This window comes from bacterium (assembly GCA_024224155.1).
Taxonomy (GTDB): domain Bacteria; phylum Acidobacteriota; class Thermoanaerobaculia; order Multivoradales; family JAHEKO01; genus CALZIK01.
On sequence record JAAENP010000050.1, the window covers coordinates 18996 to 36785 of the forward strand.

Annotated in this window: 12 protein-coding genes; 7 read left to right on the forward strand and 5 right to left on the reverse strand. The window is 65.0% G+C overall.

The genetic code is table 11. The features are described 5' to 3' along the window. Positions 1–62: 62 nt before the first annotated feature. Complete coding sequence (locus GY769_02860) at positions 63–641, forward strand: hypothetical protein (protein MCP4200858.1); 579 nt, start codon at positions 63–65, stop codon at positions 639–641. Here GY769_02860 and GY769_02865 read toward each other — a convergent pair. Both GY769_02865 and GY769_02870 read right to left on the reverse strand, forming a co-directional pair. Then, the gene (locus tag GY769_02865; GenBank protein MCP4200859.1) at positions 638–2083 is read right to left on the reverse strand and encodes a hypothetical protein; all 1446 of its coding nucleotides are present in this window, start codon (positions 2081–2083) and stop codon (positions 638–640) included. The genes GY769_02860 and GY769_02865 overlap by 4 nt on opposite strands. Next, positions 2080–2802 (reverse strand): glycerophosphodiester phosphodiesterase, encoded by a 723-nt coding sequence (locus GY769_02870; protein ID MCP4200860.1) that lies wholly within the window; start codon positions 2800–2802, stop codon positions 2080–2082. The genes GY769_02865 and GY769_02870 overlap by 4 nt, the downstream gene beginning before the upstream one ends. A gap of 58 nt (positions 2803–2860) precedes the next feature. On the opposite strand from GY769_02870, the gene GY769_02875 reads away from it, so the two are divergent. Then, on the forward strand, positions 2861–3859 hold the full coding sequence (locus GY769_02875) for a P1 family peptidase (protein MCP4200861.1): 999 nt from the start codon (positions 2861–2863) through the stop codon (positions 3857–3859). Positions 3860–3951: 92 nt separating this feature from the next. Continuing rightward, positions 3952–5694: a GGDEF domain-containing protein gene (locus GY769_02880; GenBank protein ID MCP4200862.1), complete on the forward strand. Its 1743-nt coding sequence runs from the start codon at positions 3952–3954 to the stop codon at positions 5692–5694. An 18-nt stretch (positions 5695–5712) separates the two neighbouring features. Here the strand turns inward: GY769_02880 and GY769_02885 are convergent, their stop codons facing one another. Genes GY769_02885 through trkA form a run of 3 tightly spaced genes read right to left on the reverse strand, consistent with a single transcriptional unit; the run spans position 5713 to position 9573 of the window. Then, entirely contained in the window at positions 5713–6708 is a 996-nt protein-coding gene (locus tag GY769_02885) for a hypothetical protein (GenBank protein ID MCP4200863.1), read from the reverse strand. Between the two features lie 32 nt (positions 6709–6740). Then, the gene (locus tag GY769_02890) at positions 6741–8186 is read right to left on the reverse strand and encodes a TrkH family potassium uptake protein (GenBank protein ID MCP4200864.1); all 1446 of its coding nucleotides are present in this window, start codon (positions 8184–8186) and stop codon (positions 6741–6743) included. A gap of 10 nt (positions 8187–8196) precedes the next feature. Then, complete coding sequence (gene trkA / locus GY769_02895) at positions 8197–9573, reverse strand: Trk system potassium transporter TrkA (GenBank protein MCP4200865.1); 1377 nt, start codon at positions 9571–9573, stop codon at positions 8197–8199. A gap of 158 nt (positions 9574–9731) precedes the next feature. On the opposite strand from trkA, the gene GY769_02900 reads away from it, so the two are divergent. The 4 genes from GY769_02900 to GY769_02915 all read left to right on the forward strand — a co-directional run bounded on the left by GY769_02900 (position 9732) and on the right by GY769_02915 (position 17281). Continuing rightward, entirely contained in the window at positions 9732–12143 is a 2412-nt protein-coding gene (locus GY769_02900; protein ID MCP4200866.1) for a TolC family protein, read from the forward strand. A 22-nt stretch (positions 12144–12165) separates the two neighbouring features. Then, on the forward strand, positions 12166–13407 hold the full coding sequence (locus tag GY769_02905) for an efflux RND transporter periplasmic adaptor subunit (GenBank protein ID MCP4200867.1): 1242 nt from the start codon (positions 12166–12168) through the stop codon (positions 13405–13407). Beyond that, positions 13404–16487, forward strand: coding sequence for an efflux RND transporter permease subunit (locus GY769_02910; protein MCP4200868.1), 3084 nt, complete (start codon positions 13404–13406; stop codon positions 16485–16487). Before GY769_02905 ends, GY769_02910 begins: the two co-directional genes overlap by 4 nt. Positions 16488–16576: 89 nt before the next feature. Then, a complete protein-coding gene (locus GY769_02915) occupies positions 16577–17281 on the forward strand; it encodes a two pore domain potassium channel family protein (GenBank protein MCP4200869.1) in 705 nt (234 codons plus the stop codon). Positions 17282–17790 lie beyond the last annotated feature (509 nt).

Here is a 17790-nt window from a genome sequence, read left to right on the forward strand (position 1 = left end):
CGGAGCAGCGGCAGCCTAGCGCAATCGCCTCTCGGACCCGCGGTTGGTATCTAATAGGCCGCGTGATCGGAGCCGACGATTCAGCCAGCACCGCGTTCTCTTTCCGTCCGTGGGTGCGCTCCGCCTGCCGCAAGGCCATGCTCTGGGGGATCGGCGTGTTGGCGATTCTGGGCGGCGTCACCTGGCTTCTCCAAGAGCCCGGAAGGAAGCCCCTCGGCCGGGCCTTCGGCGTGCTGGTGTTCTACGCCCTCTTGTTCTTGGTGACTCTGCTCAAGATCTGGTGGACCGCTACACGCTCTCCCGCCGTAGTGCTCGGGGAGAAAGCCCTCTCGTATCAGCTGCTGCAACATTTCCGGCCCAAATCGCTGCCGCTCGGGGAGATCGTGTCGTGCGGAATGGTGCGTTCCGGAAGCGAGAGCCTTCGTTTCGTTCGGCTGGAGCCGTCGGGCCGGGCGAGGGAGTTTTTTCTGAATCTGGCGGTCGTCGATGGCCGCAACGAGTTCCTGCATCTGCTGGGTCGCAGTCTCGAAGACCGCGGCCTCGAGATAACCGGGGGACCGGTCAGGCGCTGGCTCAAGCCCGGCTACGACGAGCAGTTTTGGCAACTCGAGAGAGAGGGGGGAGATTCAGGTGCCGGCTAGAAAGGTCCGACTTCGGCCGCGTCGAGGCTGAGCCGCACGAAGCGCCGCCAGCGGCGGCGAATCTCGGCAGCCTTCGAGACCGACCACCTTGGACGTATTCGCCGTCGAGTCTTCGGTCGATGCTCGAGGGCGCGGCTGTTGCCAAGAGCTCCGGCCGCGGCCAACCGGGCGATTCCGGCGAGACCGGTCTCTTCGTGCTCCGACACCTCGACTTGGAGCTGACCGGCGTCTGCGAGTAGGGCGACCAACCCGTTCAATCGCGTCAACTTGCCGCTGACGCGGAGAAGGCGCGTCGGCACCCCTGCTCGCGTCAAGGCCTCGATGCAGTCGAGAACGCGCATGGCGAGCGCGAACAGGGTGGCGGCGATCAGGTCGTCGGCGCTCGTCTCCGGATTGATCGCGGCGAAGATTGCTCGCGCCCCGGGCTTCCACCAGGGCGTAGCCAGGCCCGCGAAGGCGGGCAGAACCGCGGGCAGCGCGCCGGGCTCGATCTTGCGCTCACTCCAGTCCCGGATCCGCTTCTTGGTGATCCGGAAGATCCAGTCGACCGAGCTGCCGGCACTATTGACCGAGCCTTCGGCCTGGAATCTCTGCGCTCGGCTCGTGGTCGCGAGGGCGGCGGACAAAACGCCGGCTCCACGCTTCGGCCGGGTCCCGGTCGAAGCCAGAACAAATGCTCCGGTGCCGAAATGGGCGGCGGTAACTCCCGGCCGCCAGCCGCCATGGCCGAGGAGCGCGGCCTGCTGATCGCCGGCCACCGCGGTCAGGGCAATGTCGCGGTAGAAGCCGCGCATCGCCGCGCTCGGCACGATGGCAGGCAACGCCGCCGGCGGAACGCCGAAGAGGCGGCAGAGATCGCGATCGAAGGCGCCACGGTCGAGGTGGAAGCAGAGTGTCCGTCCGGCATGGCCGGGCTCGGTGAGATCCCTGCCGACCAGGCGGCGAACGAGAAACGCGTCGAGGGTTCCGGCCACGATCTCGCCTTGGGCGGCCTTGCGCTGGCCGCCGGGGATCCGTCCGAGCAGATGATTCAGCTTGAGTGCCGCGTAATGTGGAGAGAGCGGCAAGCCGGTACGCCGCCGAATCATCCGGTCGTGATGAGCGAGCCGTACGGCCCGTCGTGCCTGGCTGCGGTCCTGCCAGGAAAGAGCCTCGGTAAGGGGCTCGCCCGATTCCCGGTCCCAGACGAGACAGGTCGAGCGTTGACAGGTCAGTCCGATCCCGGCAACCGAGGCCTCGGGTGCTTTGGTGAGAAGTCGGTTCAGAACGCGGGTGACGCCTTCGGCAAGAGCCTCCGGGTCGTGAACGACGGAGTCACCGGACACGACACGTTGGACGCGCGCCCTCGCCTCCAGCACGGCGTCTCCTTGCTCGGAAATCAAAGCGCCCTTGGTGGAGGTCGAGCCCTGATCGACGGCGGCCCACAGTACTTGTTTCTTCACCGGCCCCTGAAGTGGTCGACGAGCCTCGCCGGCAGGTCGGTGAAGAATCCCGAGACCCCGTCTTTCAACAGCCGCTCGGCCTCGTGGGGCTCGTTGACCGTGTAGGCCAGAACCCGGTCGAACCCGGCGGCGCTTGCCCGCTCGATGAAGTGCTCGGTTACCAGGCGACGGTGACAGTGCAGGCTGAAGGCGCCGAGCTCGCCGCCGGCCTCGAGAAGCTCGCCCGGCTGGTAGCGCTCGATGGGCGCCAGCGGCAGACCCGCTGCGAGCTTGCGAAGCGCCCGCAGGAGCTCCCAGTCGAAGCTCGAAACCAGAATCGGTGATCGACCGTCGAGCTCCTGGATGACCTTTCGCGCGAGCCTGTCTCTCCGGGCGCGACGCCGCTTGACCTCTACGTTGAGTGGCACGTCCTCGGGGATCACCGCCAACGCCTCGCTCAGAGTCGGGATTTTCGAGCCGTCGGGAGCGATCGTGATCTCGGTCACCACCTCACCGGCTGTCTCCTCGACGGCCTCGGCTCGGCCGGCGAGTCGTTCCAGGGTCCAGTCGTGGAAGCAGACCAGCTCGCCGTCCCGGGTCATCTGAACGTCGAGCTCGATCATGTCGGCCCTCGCCTCCAAGCCACGCCGGAAGGATGCCAGTGTGTTCTCGCAGGCCTCCCCAGCGGCCCCGCGATGACCGACGATCCAGGGCGTACGCGAAAACTCGAGATTCGACACGATGTCTGCCGATCTTAGCCGAGGGGGCCAGTACAATGCTCTGCCAGGATCGCCAACCATGTCGAGAGATTCCATCGCGCCGCTGCCGGAGCTTTCGCCGCGGCTCGCCGTGGAGGGATTCTCGATCGGTCACGGCACCGACACGGACGGCATGACCGGTGTCACCGTGATTCTCTGCCCCGAGGGCGTGGTCGCCGCCGCCGAGGTCCGGGGCACGGCTACCAGCACGCGGCAGTTCGACGCGCTGACTCGCGCCAATCACGTCGGCTCCCGGGCGCACGCGCTGGTGTTGGCGGGCGGCAGCGCGTTCGGGCTCTCGGCGGCCGACGAGGTCGGTCGTTGGCTCGCTCGACACGGTCACGGCCTGGCTACCGATGTCGGACCGGTGCCTTCGGTTCCGACCGCGATTCTGTTCGATCTTGGCTTCGGCGACCCCGAGGCGAGACCGACCCCGGAGCTGGTTCGCTCCGCTGTGGAGAACGCCGCGTCGGGCGACATCGCGTGTGGCAGTGTCGGGGCCGGGACCGGCGCAACGGTCGGCAAGGCCCTTGGCCGGTCCCAGGCCATGAAGGGTGGGTTCGGCTTCGCCGGCTGCACCACGAGCGGTGGCATTTCGGTCGCCGCCGCGGTGGCCGTCAACGCCTTCGGTGATGTGCGCGACGCGGAGTCGGGAACGATCCTCGCCGGCTGCCGGGCTACTCCCGAGTCCCACGAGTTGGTGGGCGCGGATCGGGTCTTCGCTTCGCTGACTCCGGAAGACGGGACTCGCTGGCAGGGTAATACCACCCTGGCGGTCGTCTTGACCGACGCCATTCTGGACAAGGTCTCGGCGCGGAAGGTGACCGAGATGGCCTTCGGCGGTCTCTACAGGACGTTGGTGCCCGCCCTGACGATTTTCGACGGCGACCTGCTGGTGACTCTTGCCTCGGCCAGGAAGCCTGCCCACACCCACCAGATCGGCGTGCTTGCCGAGCGCGCAGTCGCGCACGCGGTGGTGACCGCGGTGCGTCAGGCCGACGGATTCTCGATCCTGCCGGCCGCGCGGGACCTCCGCTAGCAGAATCGTCCGCAAGAAAGCTCCATTGCGTCGTTATCGCGCCGGGCATACGATCGGCCCGATATCCCGACTGGGTGCCGATCGAATCCAACGTGCCTGTAAAGAGACTTCTCCTGGATTCCAGATACCGTTACGGAGTACTGGGTCTTGGCGTTCTTCTGGTCGTCTTGGCGTGGTGGTTGCCGCAGGGAGCGCCGAGCGCCGGGTTGGTACCTGTGGAGGTGCTGCTGGCGACGCTGGGATTCGGGGCCTTGGGCGCGGCCTACGGTTCACGCTCCGGGCGCGGCCTGGGTTTGGGCGCGGTGGCGCTGCCTCCGCTTCTCCATTTCGTCGGTAGCCGGTTCGCGGCTCCGGCAGCACTGGCGTTTCTGGCCATCGCTTCCCTGATCTCGGTGGGGCGCTCACCGAGCCACGCTCGAGCCGGCGGCGCCCTCGGCAGGGGCAGCGGCGCCGGCGAACGTCCATCCGACGAATGGGCCGAGCTTCTGGGTGTCCGGTTGATCGCGGTGATCGTTGCCGGAGTCGCCTGGCTGGCCGTCTTCGCGCCAAAGGGTGACAGCGTCTTTCGCGCCGGCCTCGCCGCGGGAGGCTTCTACTTTCTGGTGATTGCGATCGCCGAGGTGATTCGCTGGAGCACGGGTGATCGCGAGCTGCGGCAGGATGCCTTCAACCGCGATCTGGCTTACGAGATCGGTGCCTGGTTGGTCGGGGTCCTCTCTGTGGTGGTTTTCCTGGGCAGTGGCCGGGGAGCGGGCATTGGCCTCCTCGGAGCGGTAGCGGTGCTGGCGCTCGAGCTGGCCCGCCTCGATCGCGAGCGCGGGGTGGCGATCGAGGGCGCGCACGCCATGCAGGAGGTTCATCTGGCCGGTCACCGGATCATCTTTGGAGAATCCGAGCCCCTGGCCATTGCCAGGCAGATCTTCGGTGAGTGCCGGCGCCTGGTCACGTTCAGCTGGTTCCAGCTCGCTCTGCTGGACGCCAACGGAGAAGAGCAGAGTTGGTTCTCCGGGCCCGATGGCTGGGTTCGCGAGGGCGAGCCCGAGCCTCCGCCGCGGCCGGCGGCCTTACCCGGGATTCACCGGCGCGTCAGCTGGCAGATCGTCGAGCGCGAGTTGGCCGTGCCGGGCCGCCGGTTGGGCGTCATCCGGATGTGGTGCGATCCCCGGCAGCAGCGTCCGGGAGCCACCGGATGGCTCGACGCCTTGCTTCCTCAGATGGCCTCTTCGGTCCACAGCGTGGTGCTCGATCGGGAAGCGCGCCAGGATCCGCTCACCGGCCTGGCCGATCGCCGCGCGTTGGAAGAGCGTCTGTTGAACGTCTACGGCCAAGCGGTCGAATCGGGTCAGCCGATGGCGGTGATCATGTGCGACCTGGACAAGTTCAAGCGGATCAACGATCTCTACGGCCATGCGACCGGGGATCAGGCTCTCATGGCTGTCGCCGCGGTGCTCGAGGGCCACCGGCGCGAGAAGGACCTGTGCTGTCGCTACGGAGGGGAGGAGTTCGCCGTGGTCCTGGAGGAGACCGAGGGTCATACCGCGTTGCAGGTGGCGGAGCGCCTGAGAGAAGCGGTCGAGAGCCTGGCGTTCAAGCCCCACGGTAGGAGAATCAAGCTGCAGCTGAGCGCCGGGGTCGCGGCCTTTCCCGAGCTGCACGTCAAAGAGGCGGGGACGCTACTCGAGCTGGCCGACGAGGCGCTCTACAAAGCGAAGAAATCGGGGAGGAACCGCTGCCTGCTTGCCCTGGGTAGCGCGAGCTTCGAGACCGTGGACGGCGAGATCATGAGCGCGACCGACAAACCGGCGCAGCCGTCGATTCCGACCCTCTTTGCCTAGAGGTCCGGGCCTAGAGGACTAGACCAACGGCCACAGGGGCACGAGAAGGTCCGGAAGAGAGAGCCGGGCCGCCGGCTCGACGTTGCCGAGCGTGTCGGCCGGGGCCTTGCGGCTCCGGAGCTCGCGCCATTCTTCGCGATTCGATTGAATCGCTTCGTCCAGCCAGTCGGGTTTGAGCTCGCCGTCGAGATCGTCCAATAGGTCGAGCGGCAGGAAGAAAAGGTCCTCGACCGAAGCCAGATGGCCCCGTCTCACGGCTCGATCTCCGAGTGCCAGCAACGAGGGGCGCAGGAGGTCGAGGAGGTGGCGGTAGTACTCGCGAAAGCCGCCACGGAGACGATCGGCGGGGCAGTCGATCTCGACGGGCACCGAGCTCCCGGGATCAAGTGGCGGCCTGGAGTCGTTCCAGGAGGCCGCGATCGGATCGGGCAAGCCGAGTCGCGACAGGTCCGGCCGGGCATCTTTCAGGAATCGGGCCGCCTCGGGGCTCTGAGCCGGGTCGACGTGCTGGCCGCCGGTTCGCAAACGGCGTCGGTCGAGCGCTGCGATGAGGTCTCCCAAGAGCGCGTCTCCCAGCGGCGGTAGAAGCTCGGACAACCGCACTCGAGGATCCTGGGTGCGAGCCGGGCTCGTTCGGTTCGGCGAGAGCCATCGGCCGGCCGCCGAGTTCTTGGTGCTCAGACGCCGGCGATGAAACCAGAGGGCGCCGCGGAGCCGCCTGGGCAGTGGCGCCACCGCGGCGCCGCCGGGATGCAGGAGAGCGCCGAGGATCTCCTCTGAGCCGGGAGCCGTGCCGAGGGAGTCCGACAGCGAGGGCCGGTCGAAGTACAGCCTCAGGGCTACGAACCGAGTGGGAGGAGCTTCGGGTGTCGGCAGGCCCAACTGGTAGAGGGCGTAGCGTAGCGAGGTGTGAACCGAATGGCGCAGGAGCGTCGCGCCGAGGTGAGAAAGCGGCGGCAGCGGGCCGGGCAGAAGCAGGCTTCGGTCTGCGCGGATTTCGGGGACTGGCTCCAATCTGGGTCGTCTATCTTTCCGCGCCAATCCCGCTACGGTCGCCAGAAGGCGCGCGTGAACAGAGCAGCGATGGCGTACACCTCCAACCTTCCGAACCACATCAGGAGCACCATCAACAGCTTGTCGGGGGCACTGAAGAATGCGAAGTTGGCGGTCGGACCTACGGCCTTCAAGCCTGGACCGATATTGCCGATCGTGGCCGCCGAGGCGGTGGCGGTGGTGATGAGATCCGGCCCCCCGATGCTCAGGGCCAGGGCACCGAAAGCCCAGATACTGATGTAGAGGATAAAGAAGCCCGCGACGCTTCGCACCACCGTTTCTGGCACGCGCTTGCCGCCGACGAAAACCGACAGGACCGTATTGGGGCTGAAGATCAGGCGCACCTCCCGGAGCGCGGACTTGAGACCGATCACCATGCGCATGATCTTCATGGAGCCCGCGGTCGAGCCGGCGCAGCCGCCGATGAACATCAGAGTGACCAGCATGATCCGAGACAGCACCGGCCAGGTGTCGAAATCGGCGCTTGCGTAGCCGGTGGTGGTCGACAGCGACAAGACCTGGAACAGACCATCGCGCGAAGCCTCGGTGACGCTGTCGTAGGCCCGATGGCGCATCAGGTCCCAGCTCACGATGGCCGACGCGGCCAGGGCGATGCCCACGTAGACTCGAAACTCCGCGTCTCTGAGCAGATTCCAGCCGCGGTTCTGCCAGACGCGGTAGTAGAGAGAAAAATTCGCGCCGGCGACGAACATGAACGCGATGATGATGATCTCGATCAGCGGCGAGTTGAATGCCGCCACCGAGGCGTTTCTGGGCGAAAAGCCCCCGGTGGAAAGCGTCGAGAAGGTGTGGGTCAGGGAGTCGTAGAGATCCATGCCCGCGAGGCTCAGCAGCAGCGTCTGAATCGCGGTCAGGGCAAGATAGATCTTCCACAGGATCTTGGCGGTGGTGTGGATTCGCGGTTGCAGCGCTTCGGCGGACGGGCCGGGTACCTCCATCTTGTAGAGGAATCGCGCACCCGGTCCGAGCTCGGGCAAGAGAGCGACAAACAGAACGATGATGCCCATGCCGCCCAACCATTGGGTGAAGCAACGCCAGAACAGGATGCCGCGGCCGGCGCTTTCAATGTCGGTCAAGATGGAAGCGCCGGTGGTGGTAAAACCGGAAGCGGACTCGAACAGCGCGTCCACCGGGCTCGCGATGGTGGCGGTCATCAGGTACGGGATCGCGCCCACGATCGAAGCCAGGATCCAGCCTCCGGCGACGATCAGAATGCCCTCGCGCCGGTAGGCCTCCGAACGCTCGCCGTAGAGGATCAATGCGGCGCCGAGGACGGCCGCCAGGATTGCCGAGACCCCGAAAGCCTGGGCCGCCGCCCACTCCTTGTAGAGCAGCGAGCAGGCGAGAGGAGCCAGCTCTGCCAGCGCCACGAGCATGACCAGGCGTCCGAGAAAGAAGGCTGCGGAGCGGAAGTTCACGGCGCGTAGGCTACGTATTGCCCTGGCCGGGGAACAGGAGGCGGACGGTTCCGAGCTCTTCTTCGCGAACAAAGAGAATCACCAGGTCGCCGACCTCGAGCCGGTCTTTGCCGCGCGGTACGAAAACCCGATGGCCGCGAACCACGGCGCCGACGATGAAGCCTCGGGGGGCGTCCATCTCGGCCAGGGTGACTCCCGCGGCCGGGCTTGCCGGGGCCAGGCGGCGCTCGAGGACCTGCGCCGCGCCGCGCTGGAGCGAGACGATGTTGGCCGAAAAGCCGCTGTCGATGTAGTCCCGAATGCGCTCGGCGGCAACGGCGCGCGGCGAGAACACGTCGTGAAGGTTCAGCCGGCTCCAGAGTTTCGAGGTCTCGGCGCGCTGAACCAGTGCCAAGACCTGCGGCACTTCCAGCTCCTGCGCCAGCAGACAAGCCATCAGGTTGTCCTCGTCTTCGCCGGTGAGCGCGGCGAACGTGTGGGCGTCGTCGACGCGCTCGGCCTTCAAGAGCTGAAGGTCCTTGGCGTCGCCGTGGACGACCTCGAGGTCGGGAAACTCGGCGGCCAGCTGCTTAGCGCGCGGCCGGTCGTGTTCGATGATCTTGACCTTGGCGCCCACGCGCAGCAGCATTCGGGCCACTGTGTGACCGGTAGCCCCACCGCCGGCGATGACCACCGGGCCGATGACCTCGCGACCGCTGCTGACCATCTTCTCGGCCTGACCGATGGCGTCCGTGGTGCCGAGGATCAGGGCCTCGTCGCCGGCATCGGCGCGGTCATCCCCCGAGGGAATGACGAGCTCTTCGCCGTGGAAGAAAGCCACGACCAGGGTGTTGTTGGGCAGCTTGAGCTCGCGCAGAGGTTTCTGAGTCAACGGCGAGTCCTTGTCCAGGTGGATCTTGCGCAACTGGACTTTCCCCTCGGCGAGGTACTCGACCGCGACCGTGCTGTGGCCCCGAATCGTGTTGAGGATTCGGGTCGTCGTCAAAAGCTGGGTAGAAAGCAGTAGATCGACGCCGAAGAGCTCCTCGAACAGCCGGCGGTCGGCGATCACTTCCTGGGCCTCGCCGACCCGCACGATGGTCCGGGCCGCGCCCATATGCTTGGCGATGTGCGCCGCGGCCAGGTTGGCTTCGTCGGAAGAGGAGACCGCGATGAACAGATCCGCCGAGCCGACGTCGGCCAACGTCAGGACCGGGGGGTGGGCGCCGTTGCCTCCGACCATGAGCACGTCGAGCTCCTCGTCGATGCGCTCGAGCTTGGCCGGATCGGTGTCGATCACAGTGATGTCATGGCCTTGCCTGGACAGGGTGCGGGCAAGGTGGAAGCCGACCTCGCCGGCGCCCATCACCACGTACCTGTGCGGTCCCTTTGCTCGGTTGGAAGCCATTCTGGGGCGAGCCACGACGATTCGTGGCTGTGCAGATACTACCTGAGGGCGGTGAAACTAACGACGATCCGATCGAAGGAGTCGAGCGGGGTCGCGCTTCGTTGGCCGACCTGTTATCGTCCCGTTTCGACCAACCTTACGAGAGGCTCAGGACGTCTATGTGTGCGAGCGGACGAGGACATCGGGCGGTCTTGATCGTGCTTGTGGCTCTGTTGGTGGCCGTTTCTGCGGCCGCGCAGCCGTTCCGAATCGGCGTGGTCGTGGACGGGCCTTGGGAGCTCAACGAAGCAGTCAAGGAGCTCACGATCCGTGAGGTCATGGCGCTGACCGAGGGCGAGTTCGAAGTCAGCTTTCCGGAAGACGCCTACTTCGTCGGCGACTGGACCCTGGCGACGGCCTTGGACAACATCAACCGCCTGCTCGATGACCCCGAGGTCGACTTGGTGATCACCTGGGGTCTGATCGCCTCGCACTCCATCTGCTGTCTGGGGGAGCTGACCAAGCCGGTGGTCGCGCCGGTGGTCATCGACGCGAGCCTCCAGGGCCTGCCCTTCGAGTTTGGCTCGAGCGGCATCCACAACCTGAGCTATGTGGCGCTACCGGACACTCTGGCGCAGGAGCTCGCGACCTTCCGGGAGATCGTTCCATTCCAGCAGGTCGGCATCCTGGCGACGGCGCCGTTGCTCGAGTCGGTCCCGGAGCTGGTCGATCGAACGCGTATCAGTCTGGCCGGAAGCGGAGTCGGTTTCGAGTACATTCCGACGAGAGAGTCGGCCGATGAAGTCTTGGCGGCGATCTCGCCCGAGACGGATGCCATCTACGCCTGGCCTCTGTTTCAGTTCTCGCAGCTCGAGTACCGGCGTCTGATCGATGGGCTGATCGAGCGCAAGCTGCCGGTGTTCTCGGGGTTGGGTGGTGGCGACGTTGAAGCCGGGATGCTGGCTTCGGCCGGCTCACCGGAATTCTTCCCGAAGCTCGCCCGAAGAGTCGCGTTGAATGTTCAACGAATTCTTCTGGGCGAGGACCCCGCGGATATTCCGGTGAGTTTCAGCGTCCGCGACAACCTGGTGATCAACATGGCGACGGCGCGGGCTATCGACGTGTCGCCACGTTGGGAAGTTTTGATCGAAGCCGAGCTTCTGCACGCCGAGGACATCGAAGGCGCCTACGAGCTATCGCTCGACAAGGCGGTTCGGGAGGCGGTCGAGCTCAATCTGGATCTTCTGGCGCGCCGGCGCGTGGTTGCCGCCGGTGCCGAAGAGGTCGCCATCGCGCGCGCCTCGCTACGGCCCCGGCTCGACCTGTCTGCGACGTCGGTGACAATCGACGACGACCGCGCCGCGGCGAGCCTGGGCAGCCAGTCCGAGCGGACGATCACGGGCTCGGCCGAGCTGACCCAGCTTCTGTACTCCGAGCCGGCGTTGGCCAACTTGAACATCCAGAAGCGACTTCAGGAAGGGCGCGAGTACGACCTCAAGAGCCTGAGACTCGACATCGCGCTCGACGCCGCCACGACCTATCTCAACCTCATGCGCGCCAAGGCGCTGGAACGGGTGCAGCGCAACAACGTCGAGCGCACGCGCTCCAATCTGGACCAGGCCCAGGACCGACGCAGCATCGGGGTCGCCGCGGCCGGCGAGGTTTTGCGTTGGCAAAGCGAGCGCGCAACCGCGCGGAAGTCTCTGGTCGAAGCGGTCGGCGACCGCCGCGCCGCCGAGATCGCGGTCAACCGGTTGCTGCGTCGCCGGTTGGAGTCTCTGTTCGTTACCGAGGCAGTGCCCCTGGACTCGCCGAGATTCCTGACCGGCCAGGGGCGCTTTCGGGTGTTCATCCATACGCCCAAAGGCTTCGGCGTATTTCGAGATTTCATCGTGCTCGAGGGTCTGGGGCGAGCCCCCGAGCTTCAGCTGATCGACGCGGGCATCGCGGCGCAGGAGCGGCTCGTGGCATCGGCGAAGCGCGCCTTCTGGTCCCCGACCGTGGCGCTCCAGGCCGCGCTGGACGAGATTCTGAGCCGCGGCGGGGTCGGCTCGTCCGGCTTCGAGCTTGGCGGGGCCTTGCCGTTCGAGCTGCCGCGGGCGGACGATTCGAGCTGGAGCCTGGCCGTCAACGCAACTCTGCCGCTTTTCACGGGAGGCCTGCTTGGTGCGGAGAAGATACAGGCCGAGATCGATCTCGAGCGGCTGCGGCTCGAGCGGACGGCGGCGGAGGAGCGAATCGAGCAGCGCATCAGAACGGCACTGGAAAGGACCCGAGCCTCCTTCGTCGGCATCGGTCTGGCCAACCAGGCGGCCGAGGCCGGGCGCGCCAATCTCGAGCTGGTGGAGGACTCGTACTCGCGTGGTGTCGCTTCGTTGCTCGATCTTCTCGACGCCCAGACCGCGGCACTCAACGCCGAAGAACAGGCGGCCAACGCCCTCTACGACTTCATGATCGATTGGCTGGAGGGTCAGCGTTCCGCCAACCTGCTCGACTTCTTCTCCGACGACGACTTTCGCCGGGATTTTTTCGATCGACTGGACGCCTACGTGGCGCTGCAGGGGATCTCGTTGCCGGCGGGGACGCAGTAGGCAACTGCACCGAGGAAACACCATGACGATGTTGAAAGATGGGGATACTCACTCGCTCAAGACCGGTCGGGAGGATGTAGCGGTCGACCTCCGTGTCGACCGGAATCCACCGCCCGGAAGGGACGGTCGAGACAGAGCTCGACCGCTACAAATGTTCACGGAGCTAGGCGTCATAGCTCTAGCGGCTGTCGCGACGCTCCTTATCGCCTGCCAGGAGCCGCCACCGGTCGAGACCGTTCTGCGTCCGGTTCGCTACGAACAGGTCTCGACCAGCCAGGAAGCGCGGCTGCGGACATTCGCCGGAGTCGCTCGGGCGGGTGTCGAGTCGAACTTGAGCTTCCGAGTCGCCGGTACGGTAGATCGGGTCGCGGTTACAGTCGGTCAGCAGGTGCGCCGCGGTCAGCTTCTGGCGCGCATGGACCCGACCGACTACGAGCTAAGAGTCCAGGAAGCGGTGGCGGGCCTTGCTCAAGCCGAGGCGGCTTCGCGAAACGCCGAAGCCGACTACGAGCGCGTGCGCGGCCTTTACGAAAACAACAACGCCTCCCGGCGCGAGCTCGATGGCGCCCGGGCCAGCAGCGAGTCCAGCCTCGCGCAAGTACAGGCGGCCCAGAAGCGGCTCGAGCAGGCCCGCCAGCAGGTTTCCTACGCCACTCTGCGGGCTCCGGTCGGCGGCACGGTCGCGGCGGTCAATGTCGAGGTCAACGAGAACGTCAACGCCGGCCAGAAGGTCATTCTCCTGACCGCGGGCTCTGATACCGAGGTCGAGGTGGCTCTGCCCGAGGCGGTGATCTCCGCCGTCGAGCTCGGACAGACCGTCGAAGTGCGCTTCGACGCTTTGCCCGGACGGACCTTTGACGCCCAAGTCACCGAGGCGGGCGTCGCGGCGGTGGGCACCGCGACCACCTTCCCGGTTACGGCCCAACTCACGGAATCCGATCCGGATATCCGCTCCGGCATGGCTGCCGAGGTCGCTTTCCGGTTTTCGACCGCGGCAACTCAGGGACGGCTGCTGGTGTCACCGGTCGCGGTCGGCGAGGATCGGGAGGGGCGGTTCGTCTTCGTCCTGAAGCTCGCACAGAAGGGGAGCGAGGCGGAAACTCTCACTGCTCGAGTGGAACGTCGTGCGGTGACCATAGGCGAGCTCACCGGTGACGGGCTGGAGATCCGAAGCGGTCTCGCGGACGGTGAGTTGGTGGTCACCGCCGGTGTGCGCCGGCTGTCGGACGGAGAGCAGGTCAAGGTCGTGGAGATCCCTTCGTGAATCTGACCCGAGCGGCGATCGAGAAGAACCGCATCACGTTCGTGGTGCTGGCGGTGCTCGCGGTAGCGGGCATCCAGGCCTATCTCGGGATGCCACAGTCGGAAGACCCCGGGTTCACCATCCGCACCGCGATGGTGATCACTTACTTTCCGGGAGCCAGTCCCGAGCGCGTCGAGCAGCTGGTCACCGACAAGCTGGAGAAGGCGATTCAGGAGATTCCCCAGGTCGACGTAATCAACAGCCAGTCCAAGAACGGAGTCTCGATCATCATCGTCGACATTCAAGAACGCTACAAGGTGATGCGGCCGATCTGGGACGACCTGAGGCGCAAGGTCAGCCGGGCCGCGGGCGAGCTCCCGGATGGCGTCATCGGGCCCAATGTCAACGACGAATTCGGTGACGTGTTCGGCACGGTGGTCAACCTGACCGGCGACGGCTACAGCTACGCCGAGATCAAAGACGTCGCCGACGAGGTGCGCGACGAGCTCCTGCTCATCGAGGAGGTCGCCAAGGTCGAGATCCACGGCGAGCAGGAAGAGCGGGTCTTTGTCGAGTACAACAACGCCCGGCTGGCCGAGTTGGGTCTGTCGCCGGGCCAGCTCAAGAACATTCTCGAGAGCCGCAACATCATCAACCCCGGCGGCCAGGTTCGGACCCTGAACGAGGAGATCGTTCTCGAGCCGTCAGGCAACTTCGAGTCGGTCGCCGACCTGGCGCGCACCATCATCAGCCTGCCGGGTCGCGACGAGTTGATCTATCTCGAGGATGTCGCCGAGATCAGCCGTGGCTACGTCGATCCGCCGAGTCGCAAGATGCGAGCCAGCGGCGAACCGGGTCTGGCGCTGGCGGTTTCGATGCGCGAGGGCGGCAATATTCTGGTTCTCGGCGAGGAGGTCAAGAAGACCATCGCCCATGCCCAGGAAAGCTATCCGCACGGCGTCGAATTCGAGTTCACCCAGTTTCAGGCCGGCGAGGTCGAGAAGAAGGTCGATGGCTTCGTCGGCAATCTGGTGCAGGCCGTGGCCATCGTGATGCTGGTGATGTTGGCGAGCCTGGGGCTTCGCACCGGACTGGTCGTGGCCAGCCTGATCCCGATGGCGATCGTCATGGCTTTCATATTCATGTCTTTGTTCGACGTCGGCATCAACACGATGTCGCTGGCGGCGCTGATGATCGCTCTCGGGCTGCTGGTCGACAACGCCATCGTCATGTCGGAATCGATCATGGTGCAGATCTCCGAGGGGAAACCGCCGAAGGAGGCCGCTATCGCTGCGGCCGCCGAGCTCAAGACCCCGCTCCTGGTGTCGTCGTTGACGACCGCGGCCGCCTTCCTGCCGATCTACCTGGCGAAGTCGGCGGTGGGTGAGTACACGGCGGCGCTGTTTCAGGTGGTAACGATCACCCTGCTGTGCTCATGGGTTTTGGCCCTGACCATGATTCCGCTCTTTTGCGTCATGTTTCTCAAGGTGAAGCCGAGAGGGGAAGGTGCCTTCGACACACCGTTCTATAGGGGATATCGGTCGGGGCTGCTGGCGAGTCTGCGCCGGCCCTGGGTGTCGGTCGCGGTGGTTGCGTTGGTCTTCTTCGGTGTTATGCAGCTCTTCGGTCTGGTGCCGGCAATCTTCTTCCCTCCCAACGAGCGGCCGTCGTTGACAGCCGAGCTGTTCTTGCCGACCGGGACGCCGTTGGCGCGTACGGAGGAAGTGGTCCTCGAGGTCGAGACGTTCATCAAGTACAACCTGGTTGCCACGCCCGAGGAGATCGAGGTCGGAGAGGACGGGGTCACCAACTGGGCGACCTTCATCGGCGAGGGCGCCCCGCGCTTCTTTCTTTCCTACGGCCCCGAGCAGGCCAGTCCGGAGTACGCCATCCTGGTGATCAATGCCTCATCGCGGGAGTACATCGACGTTGCGGTCGAGAAGCTCCGTGTCTTCTGCCGCCGGTTTCCGGGACTCAAGGCCAAGATCGAGCCGCTCCCCTTGGGACCCCCAGCGGGCGATCCGATCGAGGTTCGGGTGTCGGGGCGAGACGCCGACCTGATCTTCCGCCTGGTCGATCAGGTCAAGAGCCGCCTCGTCGAAGTGGAGGGACCGCGAAACATCTCCGATGACTGGGGCGCGCGTTCGAAAAAACTGTTGGTCAAGATCAACCAGGCCCGGGCACAGCGCGCGGGTGTTACCAATCAGGATGTCGCGGTTTCGCTGCAGACGGTGCTCTCGGGGATCACCACCACCGAGTACCGCGAGGCCGACAAGATCATCCCGGTGACTCTGCGCTCGGTCGGCGCCGACCGGCTGAACCTGCAGAAGCTGGACAGCCTGAACGTGTTCTCGCAGGCGACCGGCCTTTCGGTTCCACTCAAGCAGGTAGCCGACCTGGAAGTGGCCTGGCAGCCGGCCAACATCCGCCGCCGAGATCGGCTGCGGACGGTTACCGTTGCCACCGATCTCGAGCCGGGTTTCACCGCGATCGCGGTCAACGAGGAGTTGGTGCCGCTTCTCGATCAGGACAGTGCCAGCTGGCCCCTGGGCTATTCCTACGAGATCGGTGGTGAGGACGAAGCTTCGCAGGAAGCCAACGCTTCGATCGGCGAGCAGCTTCCGGTCGCGGCGCTCATCATCATTCTGCTCCTGGTGAGCCAGTTCAACTCGATTCGCCGACCGCTGATCATCCTCATCACGATTCCGTTGGGCCTGATCGGAGTGGTGATCGGTCTCCTGGTCATGCGCTCCTACTTCGGCTTCATGACGTTGCTGGGCATCGTGTCGCTGGCCGGCATCGTCATCAACAACGCCATTGTGTTGCTTGACCGGATCGAGATCGAGATCTCCGAGAATGGCCTCACGCCGCGGCGAGCCATTGTCGAGTCGGCCCAGCGGCGGATGCGTCCGATTCTCTTGACGACGTTCACCACGCTGGGCGGCCTGATCCCCCTATACATCGGCGGCGGCGTCATGTACCGACCGATGGCGGTCGCGATCATGTTCGGGCTGGTCTTCGCCACCGCGTTGACACTGGGCGTCGTCCCGATTCTCTACTCGCTGTTCTTCAAGGTCCGCTTCAAGGACTTCGTATATTGAGCGCAACGACGCGTACCGATGTAGCGGTCGACCTCCGTGTCGACCGTCTTCCGGTCGACCGTCTTATCCATGGTTAGGTTCTCAACCCGATGTTCAAGCGCCTGCTAGCACCCGGCAAGCTGCTGCCCTTGTTGATCTCACTGGTGGCGCTCTTCGTGCTATACCCGATCATGGTGGAGCTCGAGCGGGTGCGATTCTTTCGCTTTGGCATGGTCATGGTGCTGATCCTTGCCGTTTACTCCATCGGTGGAAGCCGGTGGCATCTGTGGGCGGCGGCTCTTCTCGGTGCACCAGCCGGAGTTGCTCAGATCGCGGCGTTCGCCGAACCGCAGGGATCGGCGCCGCTGGTCGCAACCATGCTCGGACTCGCTTTCTTGATCTTCACGACCGTGGTTGTTTTCACGTCGGTTCTGAGATCCGGCCCGGTGACCGGCGACAAGATCGCCGGTGCGATCGCCGTCTATCTCTTACTGGGCCTGATCTGGGCGCTCCTCTACGGCCTTGTGGCAATTATCGATCCGGCGTCGTTTCGATTGCCGGCCGACCTGGTCTTCGATACGGGAATACCGGGTAGCGAGTACGCTTTCATCTATTACAGCTTCGTCACCTTGACGACACTCGGCTACGGCGAGATCTCACCGGCAAATCACTGGAGCCAGACGTTTGCCTGGATGGAGGCCGTCACCGGGCAACTGTTTTTGGCGATACTCATCGCTCGGATGGTCGGGCTGCACATTGCTCATCCGGGAGTTCTGAAGGAAACACGACGAACTGTTAGGAGGCTCGCGGAATGAGAATCACGAAAGCTGTTGTCGTGGTAGCCGTGGCGTTCGTCGCAATCGGCCTTTTGACTTCTACTGAGGCGGAGGCCAAGAAGAAGAAACAGCAGACGCTCTCGGGTTTTCTCGGCGACCACTCGGATCTCGAACCGAGTGCCGATAAGAAGGACCTTCTCGTGTATCGGAAGTCGGAAGGAGTACTGGAAAGGCTATCGCGAGTTCATTCTCGACCAGCCGCTGGTCTATTTCCACTCCGAGGCGAAAAAACGAGGGCATTGACCCGAACGACCTCAAGATGCTGTCGTAGCAACCAAAGAGCCCCGGCGCATGGGTGGCGTCATCAAGGGATCGAAAGAGTGGGGAGACGTCAAAGCCGCTTTCAAGTCGTGGGCGAAGAACTTCCGCAAGAAGCTCGACCAGGCGCATTCGGACTGACCTGACGGCCGGCGCGCGAAGCCACACCCGCGTCGTAGCGGTCGAGTTCACGGAAGTCGATCGTTACAACCACTTGCGGTTGTGTGTCT